At 61.0% G+C, this 16,132-nt stretch carries 19 protein-coding genes; 8 read left to right on the forward strand and 11 right to left on the reverse strand.

The window, feature by feature from the left end; translation table 11 throughout:
- Positions 1-21 precede the first annotated feature (21 nt).
- Positions 22-1,023, reverse strand: a complete 1,002-nt coding sequence (locus AB4Z20_RS00095) for an LLM class flavin-dependent oxidoreductase (protein WP_072349123.1) — start codon at positions 1,021-1,023, stop codon at positions 22-24.
- Between the two features lie 239 nt (positions 1,024-1,262).
- On the opposite strand from AB4Z20_RS00095, the gene AB4Z20_RS00100 reads away from it, so the two are divergent.
- Both AB4Z20_RS00100 and AB4Z20_RS00105 read left to right on the forward strand, forming a co-directional pair.
- A complete protein-coding gene (locus tag AB4Z20_RS00100) occupies positions 1,263-1,694 on the forward strand; it encodes an OsmC family protein (protein WP_003196419.1) in 432 nt (143 codons plus the stop codon).
- 149 nt (positions 1,695-1,843) lie between these two features.
- Positions 1,844-2,077, forward strand: a complete 234-nt coding sequence (locus tag AB4Z20_RS00105) for a DUF1161 domain-containing protein (protein ID WP_003196417.1) — start codon at positions 1,844-1,846, stop codon at positions 2,075-2,077.
- Positions 2,078-2,083: 6 nt separating this feature from the next.
- On the opposite strand, the gene AB4Z20_RS00110 is transcribed toward AB4Z20_RS00105, so the two are convergent.
- Positions 2,084-2,509, reverse strand: a complete 426-nt coding sequence (locus AB4Z20_RS00110) for a PA0061/PA0062 family lipoprotein (RefSeq protein ID WP_442089096.1) — start codon at positions 2,507-2,509, stop codon at positions 2,084-2,086.
- Between the two features lie 40 nt (positions 2,510-2,549).
- A complete protein-coding gene (locus AB4Z20_RS00115) occupies positions 2,550-2,963 on the reverse strand; it encodes a PA0061/PA0062 family lipoprotein (protein WP_442089097.1) in 414 nt (137 codons plus the stop codon).
- A gap of 58 nt (positions 2,964-3,021) precedes the next feature.
- Here AB4Z20_RS00115 and AB4Z20_RS00120 point away from each other — a divergent pair, with 58 nt between their 5' ends.
- Complete coding sequence (locus AB4Z20_RS00120) at positions 3,022-4,113, forward strand: aminopeptidase (RefSeq protein ID WP_442089098.1); 1,092 nt, start codon at positions 3,022-3,024, stop codon at positions 4,111-4,113.
- A gap of 167 nt (positions 4,114-4,280) precedes the next feature.
- Here the strand turns inward: AB4Z20_RS00120 and AB4Z20_RS00125 are convergent, their stop codons facing one another.
- The 3 genes from AB4Z20_RS00125 to AB4Z20_RS00135 form a co-directional block, all read right to left on the reverse strand.
- The gene (locus AB4Z20_RS00125) at positions 4,281-4,556 is read right to left on the reverse strand and encodes an HU family DNA-binding protein (protein WP_003177201.1); all 276 of its coding nucleotides are present in this window, start codon (positions 4,554-4,556) and stop codon (positions 4,281-4,283) included.
- 191 nt (positions 4,557-4,747) lie between these two features.
- Entirely contained in the window at positions 4,748-5,896 is a 1,149-nt protein-coding gene (locus AB4Z20_RS00130; RefSeq protein WP_253470714.1) for an NAD(P)/FAD-dependent oxidoreductase, read from the reverse strand.
- Positions 5,897-5,937: 41 nt separating this feature from the next.
- Positions 5,938-6,105 carry a rubredoxin gene (locus AB4Z20_RS00135; RefSeq protein ID WP_003177199.1) on the reverse strand — a complete coding sequence of 56 codons (168 nt, stop codon included), beginning with the start codon at positions 6,103-6,105 and terminating at the stop codon, positions 5,938-5,940.
- Positions 6,106-6,281: 176 nt separating this feature from the next.
- Here AB4Z20_RS00135 and AB4Z20_RS00140 point away from each other — a divergent pair, with 176 nt between their 5' ends.
- Entirely contained in the window at positions 6,282-6,845 is a 564-nt protein-coding gene (locus AB4Z20_RS00140; protein ID WP_253470712.1) for a chorismate--pyruvate lyase family protein, read from the forward strand.
- Positions 6,845-7,735, forward strand: coding sequence for a 4-hydroxybenzoate octaprenyltransferase (gene ubiA / locus AB4Z20_RS00145; RefSeq protein WP_046064708.1), 891 nt, complete (start codon positions 6,845-6,847; stop codon positions 7,733-7,735). Before AB4Z20_RS00140 ends, ubiA begins: the two co-directional genes overlap by 1 nt.
- Before the next feature lie 157 nt (positions 7,736-7,892).
- Here the strand turns inward: ubiA and AB4Z20_RS00150 are convergent, their stop codons facing one another.
- The gene (locus AB4Z20_RS00150) at positions 7,893-8,276 is read right to left on the reverse strand and encodes a COG4315 family predicted lipoprotein (protein WP_253470710.1); all 384 of its coding nucleotides are present in this window, start codon (positions 8,274-8,276) and stop codon (positions 7,893-7,895) included.
- 152 nt (positions 8,277-8,428) lie between these two features.
- Between AB4Z20_RS00150 and phoB the strand changes: the two genes are divergently transcribed.
- The 3 genes from phoB to AB4Z20_RS00165 all read left to right on the forward strand — a co-directional run bounded on the left by phoB (position 8,429) and on the right by AB4Z20_RS00165 (position 11,940).
- On the forward strand, positions 8,429-9,118 hold the full coding sequence (gene phoB / locus AB4Z20_RS00155) for a phosphate regulon transcriptional regulator PhoB (RefSeq protein WP_003177195.1): 690 nt from the start codon (positions 8,429-8,431) through the stop codon (positions 9,116-9,118).
- 81 nt (positions 9,119-9,199) lie between these two features.
- Complete coding sequence (phoR, locus tag AB4Z20_RS00160) at positions 9,200-10,486, forward strand: phosphate regulon sensor histidine kinase PhoR (RefSeq protein ID WP_253478354.1); 1,287 nt, start codon at positions 9,200-9,202, stop codon at positions 10,484-10,486.
- A 113-nt stretch (positions 10,487-10,599) separates the two neighbouring features.
- Positions 10,600-11,940, forward strand: coding sequence for a hemolysin family protein (locus AB4Z20_RS00165; protein WP_214511205.1), 1,341 nt, complete (start codon positions 10,600-10,602; stop codon positions 11,938-11,940).
- Positions 11,941-12,131: 191 nt separating this feature from the next.
- Here the strand turns inward: AB4Z20_RS00165 and AB4Z20_RS00170 are convergent, their stop codons facing one another.
- From AB4Z20_RS00170 to pstB, 4 genes are all read right to left on the reverse strand, one after another.
- Positions 12,132-13,028, reverse strand: coding sequence for a peptidoglycan DD-metalloendopeptidase family protein (locus AB4Z20_RS00170; protein ID WP_214511204.1), 897 nt, complete (start codon positions 13,026-13,028; stop codon positions 12,132-12,134).
- A gap of 219 nt (positions 13,029-13,247) precedes the next feature.
- Positions 13,248-14,198 (reverse strand): response regulator, encoded by a 951-nt coding sequence (locus tag AB4Z20_RS00175; RefSeq protein ID WP_442089099.1) that lies wholly within the window; start codon positions 14,196-14,198, stop codon positions 13,248-13,250.
- Between the two features lie 167 nt (positions 14,199-14,365).
- Positions 14,366-15,127, reverse strand: a complete 762-nt coding sequence (gene phoU / locus AB4Z20_RS00180) for a phosphate signaling complex protein PhoU (RefSeq protein ID WP_253470706.1) — start codon at positions 15,125-15,127, stop codon at positions 14,366-14,368.
- Between the two features lie 97 nt (positions 15,128-15,224).
- Positions 15,225-16,058: a phosphate ABC transporter ATP-binding protein PstB gene (gene pstB / locus AB4Z20_RS00185; RefSeq protein ID WP_072411200.1), complete on the reverse strand. Its 834-nt coding sequence runs from the start codon at positions 16,056-16,058 to the stop codon at positions 15,225-15,227.
- Positions 16,059-16,132: the final 74 nt, after the last annotated feature.

The following is a 16,132-nucleotide window of genomic DNA, read 5'->3' on the forward strand; positions in this document are numbered from 1 at the left end:
CGGCTTTTTTATGCGCGTCATTCAGCCTTTCATGACCTGCGCCAGCAACTCGTATGAGTGCAGGCGATCGGCGTGTTCATACAGGTCGCTGGTGAAAATCAGTTCATCGGCCTGGGTTTGCTCGATCAGCACGTCGAGCTTGGCGCGAATCTTCTGCGGACCGCCGACCATGGCCAGTCCCAGGAAATCACCAACCGCTTCTTTTTCATGGGGCAACCAGAGGCCGTTCATGGTTTCAACCGGCGGACGCTGCACCAGGCTCTGGCCGCGCATCAGCGCCAGGATCCGCTGGTACACCGACGTCGCCAGGTAATCGGCCTGTTCATCCGTGTCCGCCGCCACCAGCGGCACACCGAGCATCACATAAGGCTTGTCGAGGACTGCCGACGGCTTGAAATGGTTGCGGTAGATACGAATCGCCTCGTGCATGTAGCGCGGTGCGAAATGGGAGGCGAACGCGTAGGGCAAACCGCGCTCACCGGCCAATTGCGCACTGAACAGGCTCGACCCCAGCAGCCATACCGGCACGTTGGTCCCGGTGCCAGGCATGGCGATGATGCGTTGGTCCGGGGTGCGTGGGCCCAGATAACGCATCAGCTCGGCCACGTCTTCGGGGAAATCGTCCGCGCTGCCGGAGCGCTCACGACGCAGCGCCCGGGCGGTCATCTGGTCGGAACCGGGCGCACGCCCCAACCCCAGGTCGATTCGACCCGGGTAGAGGCTTTCCAGCGTGCCGAACTGTTCGGCGATGATCAACGGCGCGTGATTGGGCAACATGACGCCGCCGGAGCCGACACGAATGGTCGAAGTGCCCCCCGCCAGATACCCCAGCAGCACCGCCGTCGCGGAGCTGGCGATACCGTCCATGTTGTGGTGTTCGGCCACCCAGAAGCGGGTATAACCGTATTTTTCCACGTGCTGCGCCAAGTCCAGCGAGTTGCGCAAGGACTGGGCGGCATTGCCATCGGCGCGCACAGGCACCAGGTCGAGGGTTGAGAATTTCACTTCGGACAGCTGTTTCATGGGCCGGGATCTCCAACGGCGTTCCGGGCTTTCCCCGAGGGCAAAGGCCTGCCGTTTCTAAAGGTGTGTTCCATGCAATGTGGGCATATACCCGAGTTTCAATAGCCGCGAAGAATTTTCCTACTAAATTCGTCGGCTAATCGACAAGGTGAACTTTTCCGGGCGGTCTATCCTCACAACCCAGACAGTTAAAAAAATACCCAGGCGCGTCTCTCGCGCCGGATCTTCAGGAGGCAGACATGGCTATCATCAAGAAAGCATCGGCTCATTGGGAAGGTGACCTGAAAACCGGTATCGGCTCCATCTCCACGGAAACCGGTGTGCTGCGCGAAGCGCCCTATGGCTTCAAGGCACGCTTCGAAGGCGGCAAGGGCACCAACCCAGAGGAATTGATCGGCGCGGCCCATGCCGGCTGCTTTTCCATGGCCTTTTCGATGATCCTCGGCGATGCCGGGCTCAAGGCCGACAGCATCGACACCAACGCCGAAGTGACCCTGGACCAGGTCGATGGCGGTTTCGCGATCACGGCAGTCAAGTTGGTGCTCAAGGCGAAAATCCCCGGTGCCAGCCAGGCGCAATTCGACGAACTGAGCAAGAAGGCCAAGGAAGGGTGCCCGGTTTCCAAGGTACTGAACGCCCAGATCACCCTGGATGCGACGCTGGTGAACTGACGCATGGAGGGGGCGCAGCCTTCGCAGGCGCTGCCGAGGGCTGCGACTTCTTGAATACAGCCGAGCTGTTTACCCTGGCGCAATTATGATCGAATGAAGCCTGCAGTTTCAGCGCACAGGCAGTGCGCGCTGCCATGAGGAATTCGAACATGAAACGATCAGCCCTGGTGGTCATCGGTTGCGCATTCGCTGCATCAGCCCTTGCAGCCCCCAAATCCTGCGAAGAGCTGAAAGCGGAAATCGAAGCGAAGATCCAGGCCAATAACGTGTCGTCCTACACGTTGGAAATCGTCACCAACGACGAAGTCCACGACCAGAACATGGTGGTGGGCACTTGCGAAAACGGCACGAAGAAAATCATTTACCAGAAGAACGACCGCTAGGACGCTCTACGGAACGCAATTGATTTGTCGTTCTTCGGCCACGATTTGACGCTTGGCATCATAGAGCCGGGCGCTGGGCGTGAACGCCAGGTTGCGAGCCTCCAATCGATAGCGTTGGCCGGCCTCGAAATGGTCGTAACGCACGAGCATGTAGCACAGCCGCTCCTGCGGTTCGGCTTGCATACCCAACCCACCACCGCTAAACACCTCGAAGTCGAAGCGCACTTTCAGTTCATGGCTGCCTGGTGGAACCTGAAAGAACCGTCCGTCTCGCAATCGCTGGCCATCCAGGCCCTCAGCCATCAGCATTTTGCCGCCCGGCATGGGGGTAGCGAAATCGATCCACGCCATGTTCGGGTCGACCTGGGGCAGCGGGCTCGTTGCACAACCGCTCATGGAGACCAGGGCCAGTAACAGCAGAGGTAAGCGCATAGTGAGTTTCCTGAAAATCAGGTATTGAGCATAGCGCTAATCAACTTTGCTGGCAGCCCGCCGGCGTACCTTGCACCACCACTTTGCGTTGCTGATCGTAAAGCTTGGCCCATGGCCGGAAACCGATGCTTCCGGCCTGCAACTGGTAACGTTGGCCCGCGTTGAAGTCCTTGAATTTCACATGCAACCGGCAATCACGCCACAGCGGCTCGGCATCCGGGCCGATGTTGCCGGGCTCGACGGCAAATTGATAACGCACCGTCAGTTCATGGCTGCCGGGTTGCACTTCGAAATAGCGCCGGTCGGTGGACGTCTTGTCATCGACTTTTAGCGCTTGCAGCGCGGTGTCCTGCTGGTTTCCCAGGTCGATCCAGGCTTGGGATGGATCAGGATCAGGCAAACCGGCGCAACCGGTCAGCAGCAACAGGCCGCTCGTCAGCATCAACACGCGCATAGCGAAGCTCCAGGCAAGCGAGATAGTCTTGTGGGCAGACTTCCCAGGGTGATTCCAATTGATCAGGCCGCGTTCAAGCCATCGGTTACTCGACCGTGTTTTCCAGATTTTGTTTCCGGGCCTCCTGCTTTTGTTACTGAACGGTTGCACAAGCGCCGGTTATTACAGCCAGCTCGTCGGTGGGCAACTGCGGTTGTTGCAGGCCCGGGAGCCTATCGACCAGGTCATTGCCGACCCTGCTCGCGATGCTCGACTGAAGACGCACCTGACCCAGGCGCGTGAGGCACGGACGTTCGCCAGTGATCATCTGCATTTGCCGGACAATAAAAGCTATCGCCTGTATGCGGACATTGGCCGGCCATTCGTCGTCTGGAATGTCTTCGCCACGCCGGAGTTTTCCCTGGCGCCGCTAAATCATTGCTTCCCCATTGCCGGTTGCGTGGCTTATCGCGGTTATTACAGCCAGGGAGCCGCCCGTGGCGAGGCCGCATTGCAGCGTTTGCAGGGCATGGACGTGTCGATCGGTGGTGTAGAGGCCTACTCGACACTGGGTTGGTTCAACGATCCGATCCTGAGTTCGATGATGCATTGGGGCGACGAACGCCTGGCGACGCTGATCTTCCATGAACTGGCGCACCAGCGGTTTTATGTAAAGGACGACACCGAATTCAATGAGTCCTTCGCCACCTTCGTCGAGCAGGAAGGCAGCCGGCAATGGCGCGCCAGTCGCGGGCTGGCACCGGATAACGGCAAGCAGGTGCGCCAGCGCGACCAATTCATCCAATTGATCCTCGACACCCGCCAGCGCCTGGAAGAGCTCTACACCCAACCCCTACCGACCGAACAGATGCGCCAACGCAAGGCACAGGCATTCGAACGCCTGCGCACCGACTATGAGCAGTTGCGCGACACTCAATGGGCCGGCGACAAACGCTACGATGCCTGGGTCTATGCCCCACTGAACAATGCACGGTTGCTGCCGTTCGGGCTGTATGACCAGTGGGTGCCGGCGTTTGCGGCGCTGTTCAGGCGGGAGGGCGGGGACTGGATCAGGTTTTACGCAGCGGTGGAAAAGCTCGGAAAATTGCCGATCGACGAACGCAAGGCGGCTTTGAAAGCGTTGGCAGCGCCGAAAACGTCTGCTGACTAGGACGTCATCGCGAGCAAGCTAGCTCCCACAGGGGCATCTCCAAATCCTGGGGCGAGGGAGCTTGCTCCCTCGCCACGGCCAACCCAGCACAAAAAAGGACATACCGATTCATCGGTATGCCCTTTTGATTGCCGCTTTCTTCCCCCTGGCTGAGGTACATGCAGCAATTACGGGTTGACGCTGTCTTTCAAGAATTTGCCTGGTTTGAAGGCAACGGTGTTGCTGGCCTTGATCTTCACCGGCTCACCGGTCTGTGGGTTTTTGCCAGTGCGGGCGCCGCGGTGGCGTTGCAGGAAAGTGCCGAAGCCCACCAGGGTGACGCTGTCCTTGCGGTGCAGGGCGCCGGTAATTTCTTCGAGGACGGCGTTGAGGACGCGGTTGGCTTGTTCTTTGGTGAGGTCTGCTTTTTCCGCGATGGCGGCGGCGAGTTCTGGTTTACGCATGAATGAAGCCCCTTTGACGGTTTTTTTGTTGTTATGTCCGTGCCGTTCTCTTTGGAACGGCCCCTAAGGCGCCGCAGGCTCTACTCTGCGGCAGACGGAAGTGAGGATGGCACGGTGCCGAAAACCGCGCCAGTGGCCGGGCGACCTTTGTGGGACCAAAAGTAGGGTTTTTGCGACAGAACGACCAGTATTTACGCCAGCAGGGGTGGAAGCGCCTTGTTCAGTGCCAGTTTCTCCATCACCGCCGTGCCTGTCAGGGCGTAGCCCAGCAGATTGCCTTGAGCGTCGCGGCATAGCGCCTTGATGTCCGCGCCCTGCCCTTCGACGCTCCACACGCCCTCGCTACCTCGCGGTGGTGGCGACACCACCAGTGGGCACACCGGGGTTTTTACAGTAATCGGCATGGCGCCGTAGCTGACGGCCGTCGGGTTGCCGGCCAGGGTCTGGGCCAGGGCCCGGGCGCAGCTCATCAGCGGCATGACATACAGCAGGTTCAAGCCATCGACCTCGGCGCAGTCACCCAGGGCGTAGATGTTGGCGTGAGAGGTTTTCAGGTGCCGGTCGACCACGACACCGCGGTTGACCACCAGGCCTGCCGCGGCTGCCAGATCGATGCGTGGGCGCAGGCCGATGGCCGAGACCACCAGGTCGCAGGCAATCACCTGGCCGTCGGACAGGTGCGCCTCCAGCCCATCTGCGACCTTCTGCAAGCGGTTGAGCACCGGGCCCAGGTGGAAACGCGCGCCAAGGCTTTCCAGCCCAGCCTGGACCGCTGCGGCAGCGGCCGGGTGCAACAGCGTCGGCATCACTTGCTCGCACGGTGCCACCAACTGCACTTCGTAGCCACCCAGGCTCAGGTCGTTGGCGAACTCGCAGCCGATCAGGCCAGCGCCGAGCAACAACACCCGGCGCTTGCCGGCGGCCGCGGCCCTGAAGCGTGCGTAGTCTTCCAGGTCGTTGATCGGGAAGATCAGCTCCGCCGCATCGCCCTGCACCGGTACGCGCACGGTTTCGGCGCCCCACGCCAGGATCAGGTCACGGTAGTTCACCGCTTCTTCGCCGATCCACAGCCGTTTGTGGCCCGGATCGATGCCACTGATACGGGTGTGGGTACGTACTTCGGCCTTGAGTTGCTCGGCCATCGCGCCCGGTTCGGCCATGCTCAGGCCGTCGGCATCCTTGTTTTTACCAAAGCCTGTGGAGAGCATCGGCTTGGAATACGAGCGACCGTCGTCCGCGGTGATCAGCAGCAGCGGGGTTTCGCCGTCGAGCTTGCGAAACTCCCGGGCCAGGTTGTAACCGGCCAGGCCTGTACCGACGATGACGACAGGTGCACTCATGTTGCTCTCCATTTGATGCTCTCCATGCAGGTGAGGAACGATCAGTTGATTTCGATCATTTCGAAATCCATTTTGCCGACGCCGCAGTCCGGGCACAGCCAGTCTGCCGGGACGTCCTCCCAGCGAGTGCCGGGCGCGATGCCATCATCAGGCCAGCCGTCAGCTTCGTTGTAGATCAGGCCGCAGACGATACATTGCCACTTCTTCATTCCAATACTTCCTCAAGATGTCAGGCCTTGGCCGGTATTTTCCGGCTCAGGGCCGTTTTGTACTGATCGGTTGCGACAGATGCAAGCACGATCAGCCGGGCAGCCGGCCGGGCCGGTCAAAATCACCGACCGACATGGTAAGCTCGCGCCCTCATTTGCTGCCATTCAAGACCTCTGTGCCGCATACAAATTCGATATTTCCAACACTCCAATGGCTGCCCCAGCCCCTGCTGTCGCCTCGCCCCGATGCGGGTGTCCTCGACTGGCTGTTCGACGAAGGCTCCCTGACCCGGCGCCTCACACGCCTGTCGGACGGCCATTTCAGCGTGACACCACTGTTCGAAGGCTGGCAGCCATTGCGCGCCGACGAATGCGCCGCCCTGGACCTGGCCGAGGGCAGCGAGGGCTGGGTACGCGAGGTGTATCTGCGCGGCCATGACCAGCCGTGGGTGTTCGCCCGCAGTGTGGCGGCGCGCAGCGCCTTGCAGGGTGACGGCTTGCAGATGGACGAACTGGGTAGCCGTTCCCTGGGGGAATTGCTGTTTTGCGACCAGGCGTTCCAGCGCCGAGCCATCGAAGTGTGCCATTACCCCGATGCCGGGTTGCCGGAAGAAGTGCGCGCCAGCGGGCTGTGGGGTCGCCGCTCACGTTTCGACCGCGGCGCGTTGAGCGTGCTGGTGGCGGAAATTTTCCTGCCGCGCCTGTGGACCGTCGCCCGCGCCTATTCGGAGAACTTCTGATGTACGTGCAACTGCTCAAATCCTTGAACCGCCTGAACCCGCGGGCCTGGGACTTCGTGCAACTGACCCGCATGGACAAGCCCATCGGCATCTACCTGCTGCTGTGGCCGACGTTGTGGGCGCTGTGGATTGCCGGTGAAGGCTCGCCGTCCATCGCCAACGTGGTGATCTTCGTCCTCGGCGTGGTGCTGACCCGCGCCGGCGGCTGTGTGATCAATGACTGGGCCGACCGCAAGGTGGACGGTCACGTCAAGCGCACCGAGCAGCGCCCGCTGGTGAGCGGCAAGATCAGTTCGAAAGAGGCGCTGGTGTTCTTCGCCGTGCTGATGAGCGTGAGTTTCCTGCTGGTGCTGTGCACCAACGCCCCGACCATCCTGCTCTCCCTCGGTGGCTTGGCGCTGGCGTTCAGCTACCCGTTCATGAAACGCTATACCTACTACCCGCAAGTGGTCCTGGGCGCGGCGTTCTCCTGGGGCATGCCGATGGCGTTCACCGCCGAAACCGGTCATCTGCCGGCCGCCGCCTGGTTGCTGTACATCGCCAACCTGCTGTGGACGGTGGGCTACGACACCTATTACGCGATGACCGACCGGGACGATGACCTGCGCATTGGCGTGAAGTCCACGGCGATCCTGTTTGGCGATGCCGACCGGGTGATCATCCTGACGTTGCAAGGCCTGGCCTTGGGCTGCCTGCTGCTGGCCGGGTCAAAATTCCAACTGGGCGGCTGGTTCCACCTGGGGCTGGTGGCCGCTGCCGCATGCTTCGCCTGGGAGTTCTGGTACACCCGCGGCCGGGACCGGATGCGCTGCTTCAAGGCGTTCCTGCACAACCATTGGGCCGGGTTGGCGATTTTCGTGGGGATTGTGCTGGATTACGCGTTGCGCTGAGGCTGCTGATCCAGCGGTGAACCTTGGGTCATGAAGGCCTTTGTGGCGAGGGAGCTTGCTCCCGCTCGGTTGCGCAGCGACCGCTAAATCTTGGGGCTGCTTCGCAGCCCAGCGGGAGCAAGCTCCCTCGCCACAAAAAGCATCTTGGCTGGGCTCGTCAATCGGGCTTGGCGACCTTCCAGGCGCCGTCCATCAAGCCATCACCCGTCATGTCTCCAGCTTTAGTGTCCTTCACAAAGGTGTACAGCGGCTTCCCATCGTAGGCCCACTGCTTCGTACCGTCATCACGGTTGATCACCGTCCATTCGCCCATGGACTTGTCGCCGCCTTCAGCCTTGAGCGGTGGCCAATTGGCAGCGCATTTGTCGTTGCACATCGACTTGCCACCTGAGTCTTTGGCAAACGTGTACAACGTCATGCCTTTGTGATCAGTGAACATGCCGTCTTTTTCCATCGCCGGTTCAGCCGCGAACGCCAATGTTGGCAGCGCCAGGGCAGCCGTTACCGCCAGTACCTTGATGGATTGGGTGAAGTAATTCATGGAAACCTTCTTGTGTGGTTGTCAGGATTCGGACTGAAAAGCTTAGTCCAGGATCCCTTTCACCGCCGCCCCCCGAAATAACTGTCACACGACTGCAATAATTCCGTTATCTAATGCGGCGCAAGACAGTTAAATGACAAGAGGATTACCCCATGGTTGGCAGGAGCATTCTGATCGTCGACGACGAGGCGCCCATCCGCGAGATGATCGCCGTTGCGTTGGAGATGGCCGGCTATGACTGCATGGAAGCAGAAAACTCTCAACAGGCCCACGCCATCATCGTCGACCGCAAACCCGACCTGATCCTGCTGGACTGGATGTTGCCCGGCACGTCAGGCATCGAACTGGCGCGACGCCTCAAGCGCGACGAGCTGACCGGTGATATTCCGATCATCATGCTCACCGCCAAGGGCGAAGAGGACAACAAGATCCAGGGCCTGGAAGTCGGCGCCGACGACTACATCACCAAGCCATTTTCCCCACGGGAGTTGGTGGCGCGCCTGAAGGCCGTGCTGCGACGCGCCGGGCCGACCGATGGCGAAGCCCCCATCGAAGTCGGTGGCCTGCTGCTCGACCCGATCAGCCACCGCGTGACCATTGATGGCAAACCCGCCGAGATGGGCCCGACCGAATACCGCCTGCTGCAGTTTTTCATGACTCACCAGGAACGTGCCTACACCCGCGGCCAACTGCTGGACCAGGTCTGGGGCGGCAACGTCTATGTCGAGGAGCGCACCGTGGACGTGCACATCCGGCGCCTGCGCAAGGCCCTCGGCGATGCCTATGAAAATCTGGTACAAACCGTGCGCGGCACCGGTTATCGTTTTTCGACCAAGGCCTGATCCGAGCCCTTACCGCCCGACAAAGCTGACAAGGACGCGCGTCACGTGAACCAAAACTGGCATGGCACCCTGATTCGCCACATGTTGTTGCTGGTGACCGGCTGTTTGCTGATCGGCCTGATCAGTGGTTATTACGGTTGGAGCCTGGCCGCGGGCCTGGGGCTTTACCTGGCCTGGACACTCAAGCAATTGCTGCGCCTGCATGAATGGCTGCGCCTGCACCAACCCGACGAAGCCCCGCCCGACGGCTATGGCCTGTGGGGTGAGGTGTTCGACAGCATCTACCACCTGCAACGGCGCGACCAGCGCGTTCGCGGGCGCCTGCAAGCGGTGATCGACCGGGTCCAGGAGTCCACCGCCGCGCTGAAAGACGCGGTGATCATGCTCGACAGCGACGGCAACCTGGAGTGGTGGAACCGCGCCGCCGAGACCCTGCTGGGCCTCAAGACGCCACAGGACAGCGGCCAGCCGGTGACCAACCTGGTGCGTCATCCGCGCTTCAAGGAATATTTCGAGCAGGCCAGTTACGCCGAGCCGCTGGAGATTCCTTCGCCCACCAATGATCGGCTACGCATCCAGCTGTACATCACCCGCTATGGCAACAATGAGCATTTGATGCTGGTGCGCGACGTCACGCGCATCCATCAGTTGGAACAGATGCGCAAGGACTTCATCGCCAACGTTTCCCACGAACTGCGCACGCCGTTGACGGTGATCTGTGGTTACCTGGAAACCCTGCTCGACAACGTCGAGGAAGTGAACCCGCGCTGGAGCCGGGCCTTGCAGCAGATGCACCAGCAAAGCGGGCGCATGCAGACCCTGCTCAACGACTTGTTGCTGCTGGCGAAGCTGGAAGCCACCGATTACCCGTCGGACAACCAGCCAGTGCCCATCGACGACCTGCTGCAAACCATTGTCGAAGATGCGCAGGAACTGTCCGGCTCCAAGCAGCAGACCATCACCCTGGAAGCCGACGCGGCCGTGCAGCTCAAAGGCAGCGAGGCGGAACTGCGCAGTGCGTTTTCCAACCTGGTGTTCAACGCGGTCAAATACACGCGTGAGCAAGGCCGGATCCATGTGCGCTGGTGGGGCGATGAGCAAGGCGCGCACCTGAGCGTGCGCGATTCGGGCATTGGCATCGACAGCAAACACCTGCCGCGCCTGACCGAACGCTTCTACCGTGTCGACTCCAGCCGCAACTCCAATACCGGCGGCACCGGGCTGGGCCTGGCCATCGTCAAACACGTCCTGCTGCGCCATCGCGCCCGCATGGAAATCAGCAGCGTACCCGGCCATGGCAGCACCTTTACCTGCCATTTCGCTCCGACCCAGGTGGTTCGTGCACGCCTCGCTCGCCCCGCTGATTAAGCCCGCCCCCTAGGCAATCGCCGAGTCAGTCGCTACATTGACTGACTTGCGCCTGCCTTTTCAGGCGCTCACTTTCAATTCCTACGACTATACGGAACCCGCAAAACTCCATCATGGACCCTTCCCCTGGCTTGTCCCTCCTCACACTCTTCGCCGAATTCGGCATGATTCTTTTTGCTCTGATCCTGGTTTTGCTCAACGGTTTTTTCGTTGCGGCCGAATTCGCCATGGTCAAGTTGCGCTCGACCCGGGTCGAAGCCATTGCCGAGCAGAACGGCTGGCGCGGGCACATCCTGCGCACCGTTCACAGCCAGCTCGACGCTTACCTGTCGGCGTGCCAGTTGGGTATCACCCTGGCCTCGCTGGGCCTGGGCTGGGTCGGTGAGCCGGCGTTCGCCCATATCCTCGAGCCGTTGCTGGGCGCGGTCGGCGTACAGTCGCCGGAAGTGATCAAGGGCGTGTCGTTCTTCACCGCGTTCTTCATCATTTCGTACCTGCACATCGTGGTCGGTGAACTGGCGCCCAAATCCTGGGCCATTCGCAAACCCGAGCTGCTGTCGCTGTGGACCGCCGTGCCGCTGTACCTGTTCTACTGGGCCATGTACCCGGCGATCTACCTGCTCAACGCCAGCGCCAACGCCATCCTGCGCATCGCCGGCCAAGGCGAGCCCGGCCCGCATCACGAACACCATTACAGCCGCGAAGAACTGAAACTGATCCTGCACTCCAGCCGTGGCCAGGACCCGAGCGACCAGGGCATGCGCGTGCTGGCCTCGGCCGTGGAAATGGGCGAGCTGGAAGTGGTGGACTGGGCCAACTCCCGGGAAGACCTGGTGACGCTGGAGTTCAACGCGCCGCTCAAGGAAATCCTGGCGATGTTCCGTCGCCACAAGTTCAGCCGTTACCCGGTGTATGACAGCGAGCGCCAGGAGTTCGTCGGCCTGCTGCACATCAAGGACCTGCTGCTGGAACTGGCGGCCCTGGATCACATTCCCGAGTCGTTCAACCTGGCCGAACTGACCCGGCCACTGGAGCGCGTGTCGCGGCACATGCCGCTGTCGCAATTGCTGGAGCAGTTCCGCAAGGGCGGCTCGCACTTCGCCTTGGTCGAGGAAGCCGACGGCAACATCATCGGCTACCTGACCATGGAAGACGTGCTGGAAGTGCTGGTGGGTGACATCCAGGACGAACACCGCAAGGCCGAACGCGGCATCCTGGCCTACCAGCCGGGCAAACTGCTGGTACGCGGTGATACACCGCTGTTCAAGGTCGAGCGCCTGCTGGGGATCGACCTGGACCACATCGAAGCCGAAACCCTGGCCGGGTTGGTCTATGAAACCCTCAAGCGCGTGCCGGAAGAGGAAGAAGTGCTGGAAGTCGAAGGCCTGCGGATCATCATCAAGAAGATGAAAGGGCCGAAGATCATTCTGGCGAAGGTGTTGATGCTCGATTGAGTCTGTAGGAGCTGACGAGCGAAGCGAGGCTGCGATCTTTCCCCTGACACTTGAATCTCAAGCGAAAGATCAAAAGATCGCAGGCTTCGCCAGCTCCTACAGAGCAGAAAGACCGAGTCGCTTTCATCGCGGGCAAGCCTTGCTCCCACAGATAAATCCCTCCACCACAAAAGCCCCTCGAATCTCCAGTGCTATTGCTTGCCCAACGCAAAGTTGGGCAGGTCGCCCACCGGTTGATTGAACTGGTAGGGAATCGACACCAGCCCCAGGCCGGTATTGCGCTGCACCACGAAATGCAGGTGCGGGCCTGAGCTGTTGCCGGTATTGCCCGACAACGCCAACGGCGCGCCCACCCCGACCCGCTGCCCTTCCCGTACGCTCACCGAACCTTTCTGCAAGTGCAGGTAGACGCCCATGGTCCCGTCATCGTGCAGCACCCGCACGAAGTTGCCCGAAGGGTCGTCCCCGCGGCCGGTCTGCTCGTTTTCGGTCTTGATGACCACGCCGCCCCGCGCCGCGATGATCGGCGTGCCCACGGGCATGGCAATGTCCATGGCGTAGCGGTTCTTCGGGCCGTAATGGCTATACTGGCCGTTGGCACCCTGGCTCAGCCGGAACGGCCCGCCACGCCACGGCAACGGGTACTGATAGGCCTGTGCCGCGCCTGCGGGGTCGCCCAGGGAATATTCGAACCTTGGGGTGTAGACCAGCGGCCTCCCGGGCGCAGTGGCCGTGAGCAGCGCCAGGCGCAGGTTGCTGCGCGCCGGCAGCACCCGGCGAATCGGCCGGCTCGGTGCCCCGCTGACGTTGCGAAGCCCGGCGAAACTCAACTCGATCTCCACCGGCGCATACAGGTCGTTGCGCACGAACACCGCGTCCGCGCCGTTCTGTTTCTTGATATCGAGGAATACCTGTCGCTCCAGGCGCTCGACCATGCGGTCGCGGAACACGAACACTTGGGCGCCCTTGCTGGGGCGGTCGCTATAGGACACCACGCCATTGGCGTCGGTGGATTTGTAGATCGTCATGGCCACGGCCGAGGTGGAGGCCAGGACAAGACCACAGGCAAACAGCAGGGGAGCGAGCATGGGCAAAGGTTCTGTCGAAAAATGAAGGCCTGCACAGCAGCCTAGCAGCTGGGATGGACCAGCGTAGTCGACGGATGTTTCAAAATTGGATCAACGCTCGGTGTTGGATCTTATGGCCCCATCGCGAGCAAGCTCGCTCCCACAGGGATCTTCAGTGTTCACTGAACCGAGTGTGGGAGCGAGCTTGCTCGCGATAGCGGACTCAAGGGCGCCGCCGAATCAAGCGCCAGGTACGAAGTGCTTCTGCGCGGTGCCGCGGGCGATCAGGCGGGAGATGTAGTCGAGTTTCTGCGGGTCTTTGTCGACGAAGCGGAACGTCAGTTGCAACCATTCGCTGTCGGGCGTCTGTTCATGGGCGACGATGGCGTGCAGGTAGCCGTTGAGACGCGCGGTCTCGGCGTTGTCGCCCTGCTCCATGTCCAGCACGGCGCTTTCGAGCACTTGTGGCAGGGTGTCGGTGCGCTTGACCACCAGCAGCGCTTCCTTGAGGCTCAGGGCCTTGATCACGCATTGCTGGGTGCCGCTGGACAGGCGCAACTGGCCCTGGCCGCGGTTGGCCGACGAAGCGGTGGCGGCTACCGGCGCCTTGACCGGTGGGCTGTTGAGCAAGCCACGGGCCGGGGCAGTAGCGGCGGCGGGAGCAGCGACCGGCTTGGCAAAAGGATTCACGACAGGGGCCGAAGCCACAGCGGCAACCGGAGCCTTGCCGCCCGTCAGGGCGCTCAGGGAGTCATTGCCGAACGCCGAGTTCATCTTGGTCGGGGCGCTGTTCATCAGCGTGTCGAGCTTGCCGACCTTATGCAGGGCCTGCTTGACCTTGGTCAGTAGCTGCTCGTTGGTGAACGGCTTGCTGACGTAGCCGGAAACGCCGGCCTGGATCGCCTGGACCACGTTTTCCTTGTCGCCGCGGCTGGTGACCATCACGAACGGCATGCCCTTGAGGTTGTCCTGCTGGCGACACCAGGTCAGCAGTTCCAGGCCGGACATTTCCGGCATTTCCCAATCGCACAACACCAGGTCGAACGCTTCGCGAGCCAGCAGGGCTTGGGCTTTCTTGCCGTTCACCGCGTCTTCGATGCGCACGCCCGGGAAGTAGTTGCGCAGGCACTTCTTCACCAGGTCACGAATGAACGAAGCATCGTCCACGACCAACACACTGACCTTACTCATCCAGATACACCTCTAAAAAATCCCGGCAAGCATACCGCTTTTACTGATGGCACATTGCCAAAAACCTTCAGTCACGCCGGGACTTTTCGTTCGCGGGGTGCTGCTTTCGATTAAAAAAAACCCAAAAAAAAGCCCGACCAGAAGGCCGGGCACTTTTCCTGGCAATCTTACTTATCGTCAGTTTCGCTCGGAACATTAGCAGTTTCGGACGAGGTGCCCTCAACTTCTTCCTTCATGCGCTTGAGTCCCAGATGCCGGACATCGGTGCCGCGCACCAGGTAGATGACAAGTTCCGAGATGTTGCGCGCATGATCGCCGATACGCTCCAGAGAACGCAGCACCCAGATGATGCTCAACACCCGGGAGATGGAGCGCGGGTCTTCCATCATGTAAGTCGCCAGCTCGCGTAGGGCGGTCTTGTATTCGCGGTCGATGATCTTGTCGTACTGGGCCACCGACAACGCCAGGTCGGCGTCGAAGCGGGCAAAGGCGTCCAGTGCATCGCGCACCATGTTGCGCACCTGGTCGCCAATGTGGCGAACCTCGACGTAACCGCGCGGCGCCTCGCCTTCTTCGCACAACTGAATGGCACGACGGGCGATCTTGGTGGCTTCGTCGCCGATCCGCTCAAGATCGATCACCGACTTGGAGATACTGATGATCAGGCGCAGGTCGGAAGCCGCCGGCTGACGACGGGCCAGGATACGCAGGCACTCCTCGTCGATGTTGCGCTCCATCTGGTTGATCTGGTCATCGATTTCACGCACCTGCTGGGCCAGGCCGGAGTCGGCCTCGATCAGCGCGGTCACCGCATCGTTGACCTGCTTTTCCACCAGCCCGCCCATGGCCAGCAAGTGACTGCGCACTTCCTCAAGCTCAGCGTTGAACTGTGCGGAAATGTGGTGAGTAAGGCCTTCCTTCGAAATCATCTTGTTCGCTCCGCGAAAGTTGCAAGCTTCAAGCTGCAAGCTTCAAGCAGTTAAATGTTGATCCTGATAGCGCAGTGCAGCTATGCAGCTGCCTCGACTAGCCGTAGCGACCGGTGATGTAGTCCTCGGTCTGCTTCTTGGCCGGATTGGTGAACAGCGTATCGGTATCGCCGAATTCCACCAGTTTGCCCATGTACATGAACGCGGTGTAGTCGGAAACCCGCGCCGCCTGTTGCATGTTGTGGGTCACGATGACGATGGTGAACTTGGACTTGAGCTCGTAGATCAGTTCTTCGACTTTCAGCGTCGAGATCGGGTCCAGGGCCGAGCAGGGTTCGTCGAGCAGCAGCACTTCCGGCTCCACGGCGATGGTGCGGGCGATCACCAGACGCTGCTGTTGACCGCCGGACAGGCCCAGGGCCGACTCATGCAGGCGGTCCTTGACCTCATCCCACAGCGCCGCGCCCTTGAGCGCCCATTCCACGGCTTCGTCGAGGATGCGCTTCTTGTTGATGCCCTGGATGCGCAAGCCGTAGACCACGTTCTCGTAGATGGTTTTCGGGAACGGGTTGGGCTTCTGGAACACCATGCCCACGCGACGACGCAGCTCGGCCACGTCTTCGCCCTTGCGGTAGATGTTGTTGCCGTAGAGGTTGATTTCCCCTTCGACGCGGCAGCCGTCCACCAGGTCGTTCATGCGGTTGAAGGTGCGCAGCAAGGTCGACTTGCCGCAGCCCGACGGGCCGATGAACGCGGTGACGCGCTGTTTCGGGATGTTCAGGCTGACGTCATACAGCGCCTGCTTCTCGCCGTAGAACAGGTTCAGGCCGGGCACTTCGATGGCGACGGTTTCCTGGGCCAGGTCCAGGCTCTGCTTGTCGCGGCCCAGGGCCGACATGTTGATGCCGTGTGTATGTGCTTCGTGTTGCATGGGAGGCTCCCTGTGCTAACAAATTCGGTTCGGTTAACCACTGCGTGGCCATGCCAATCTGTGTATGTGTGGGA

The organism is Pseudomonas sp. KB_12, from assembly GCF_052114545.1.
Classification (GTDB): Bacteria; Pseudomonadota; Gammaproteobacteria; order Pseudomonadales; family Pseudomonadaceae; genus Aquipseudomonas; species Aquipseudomonas brassicacearum.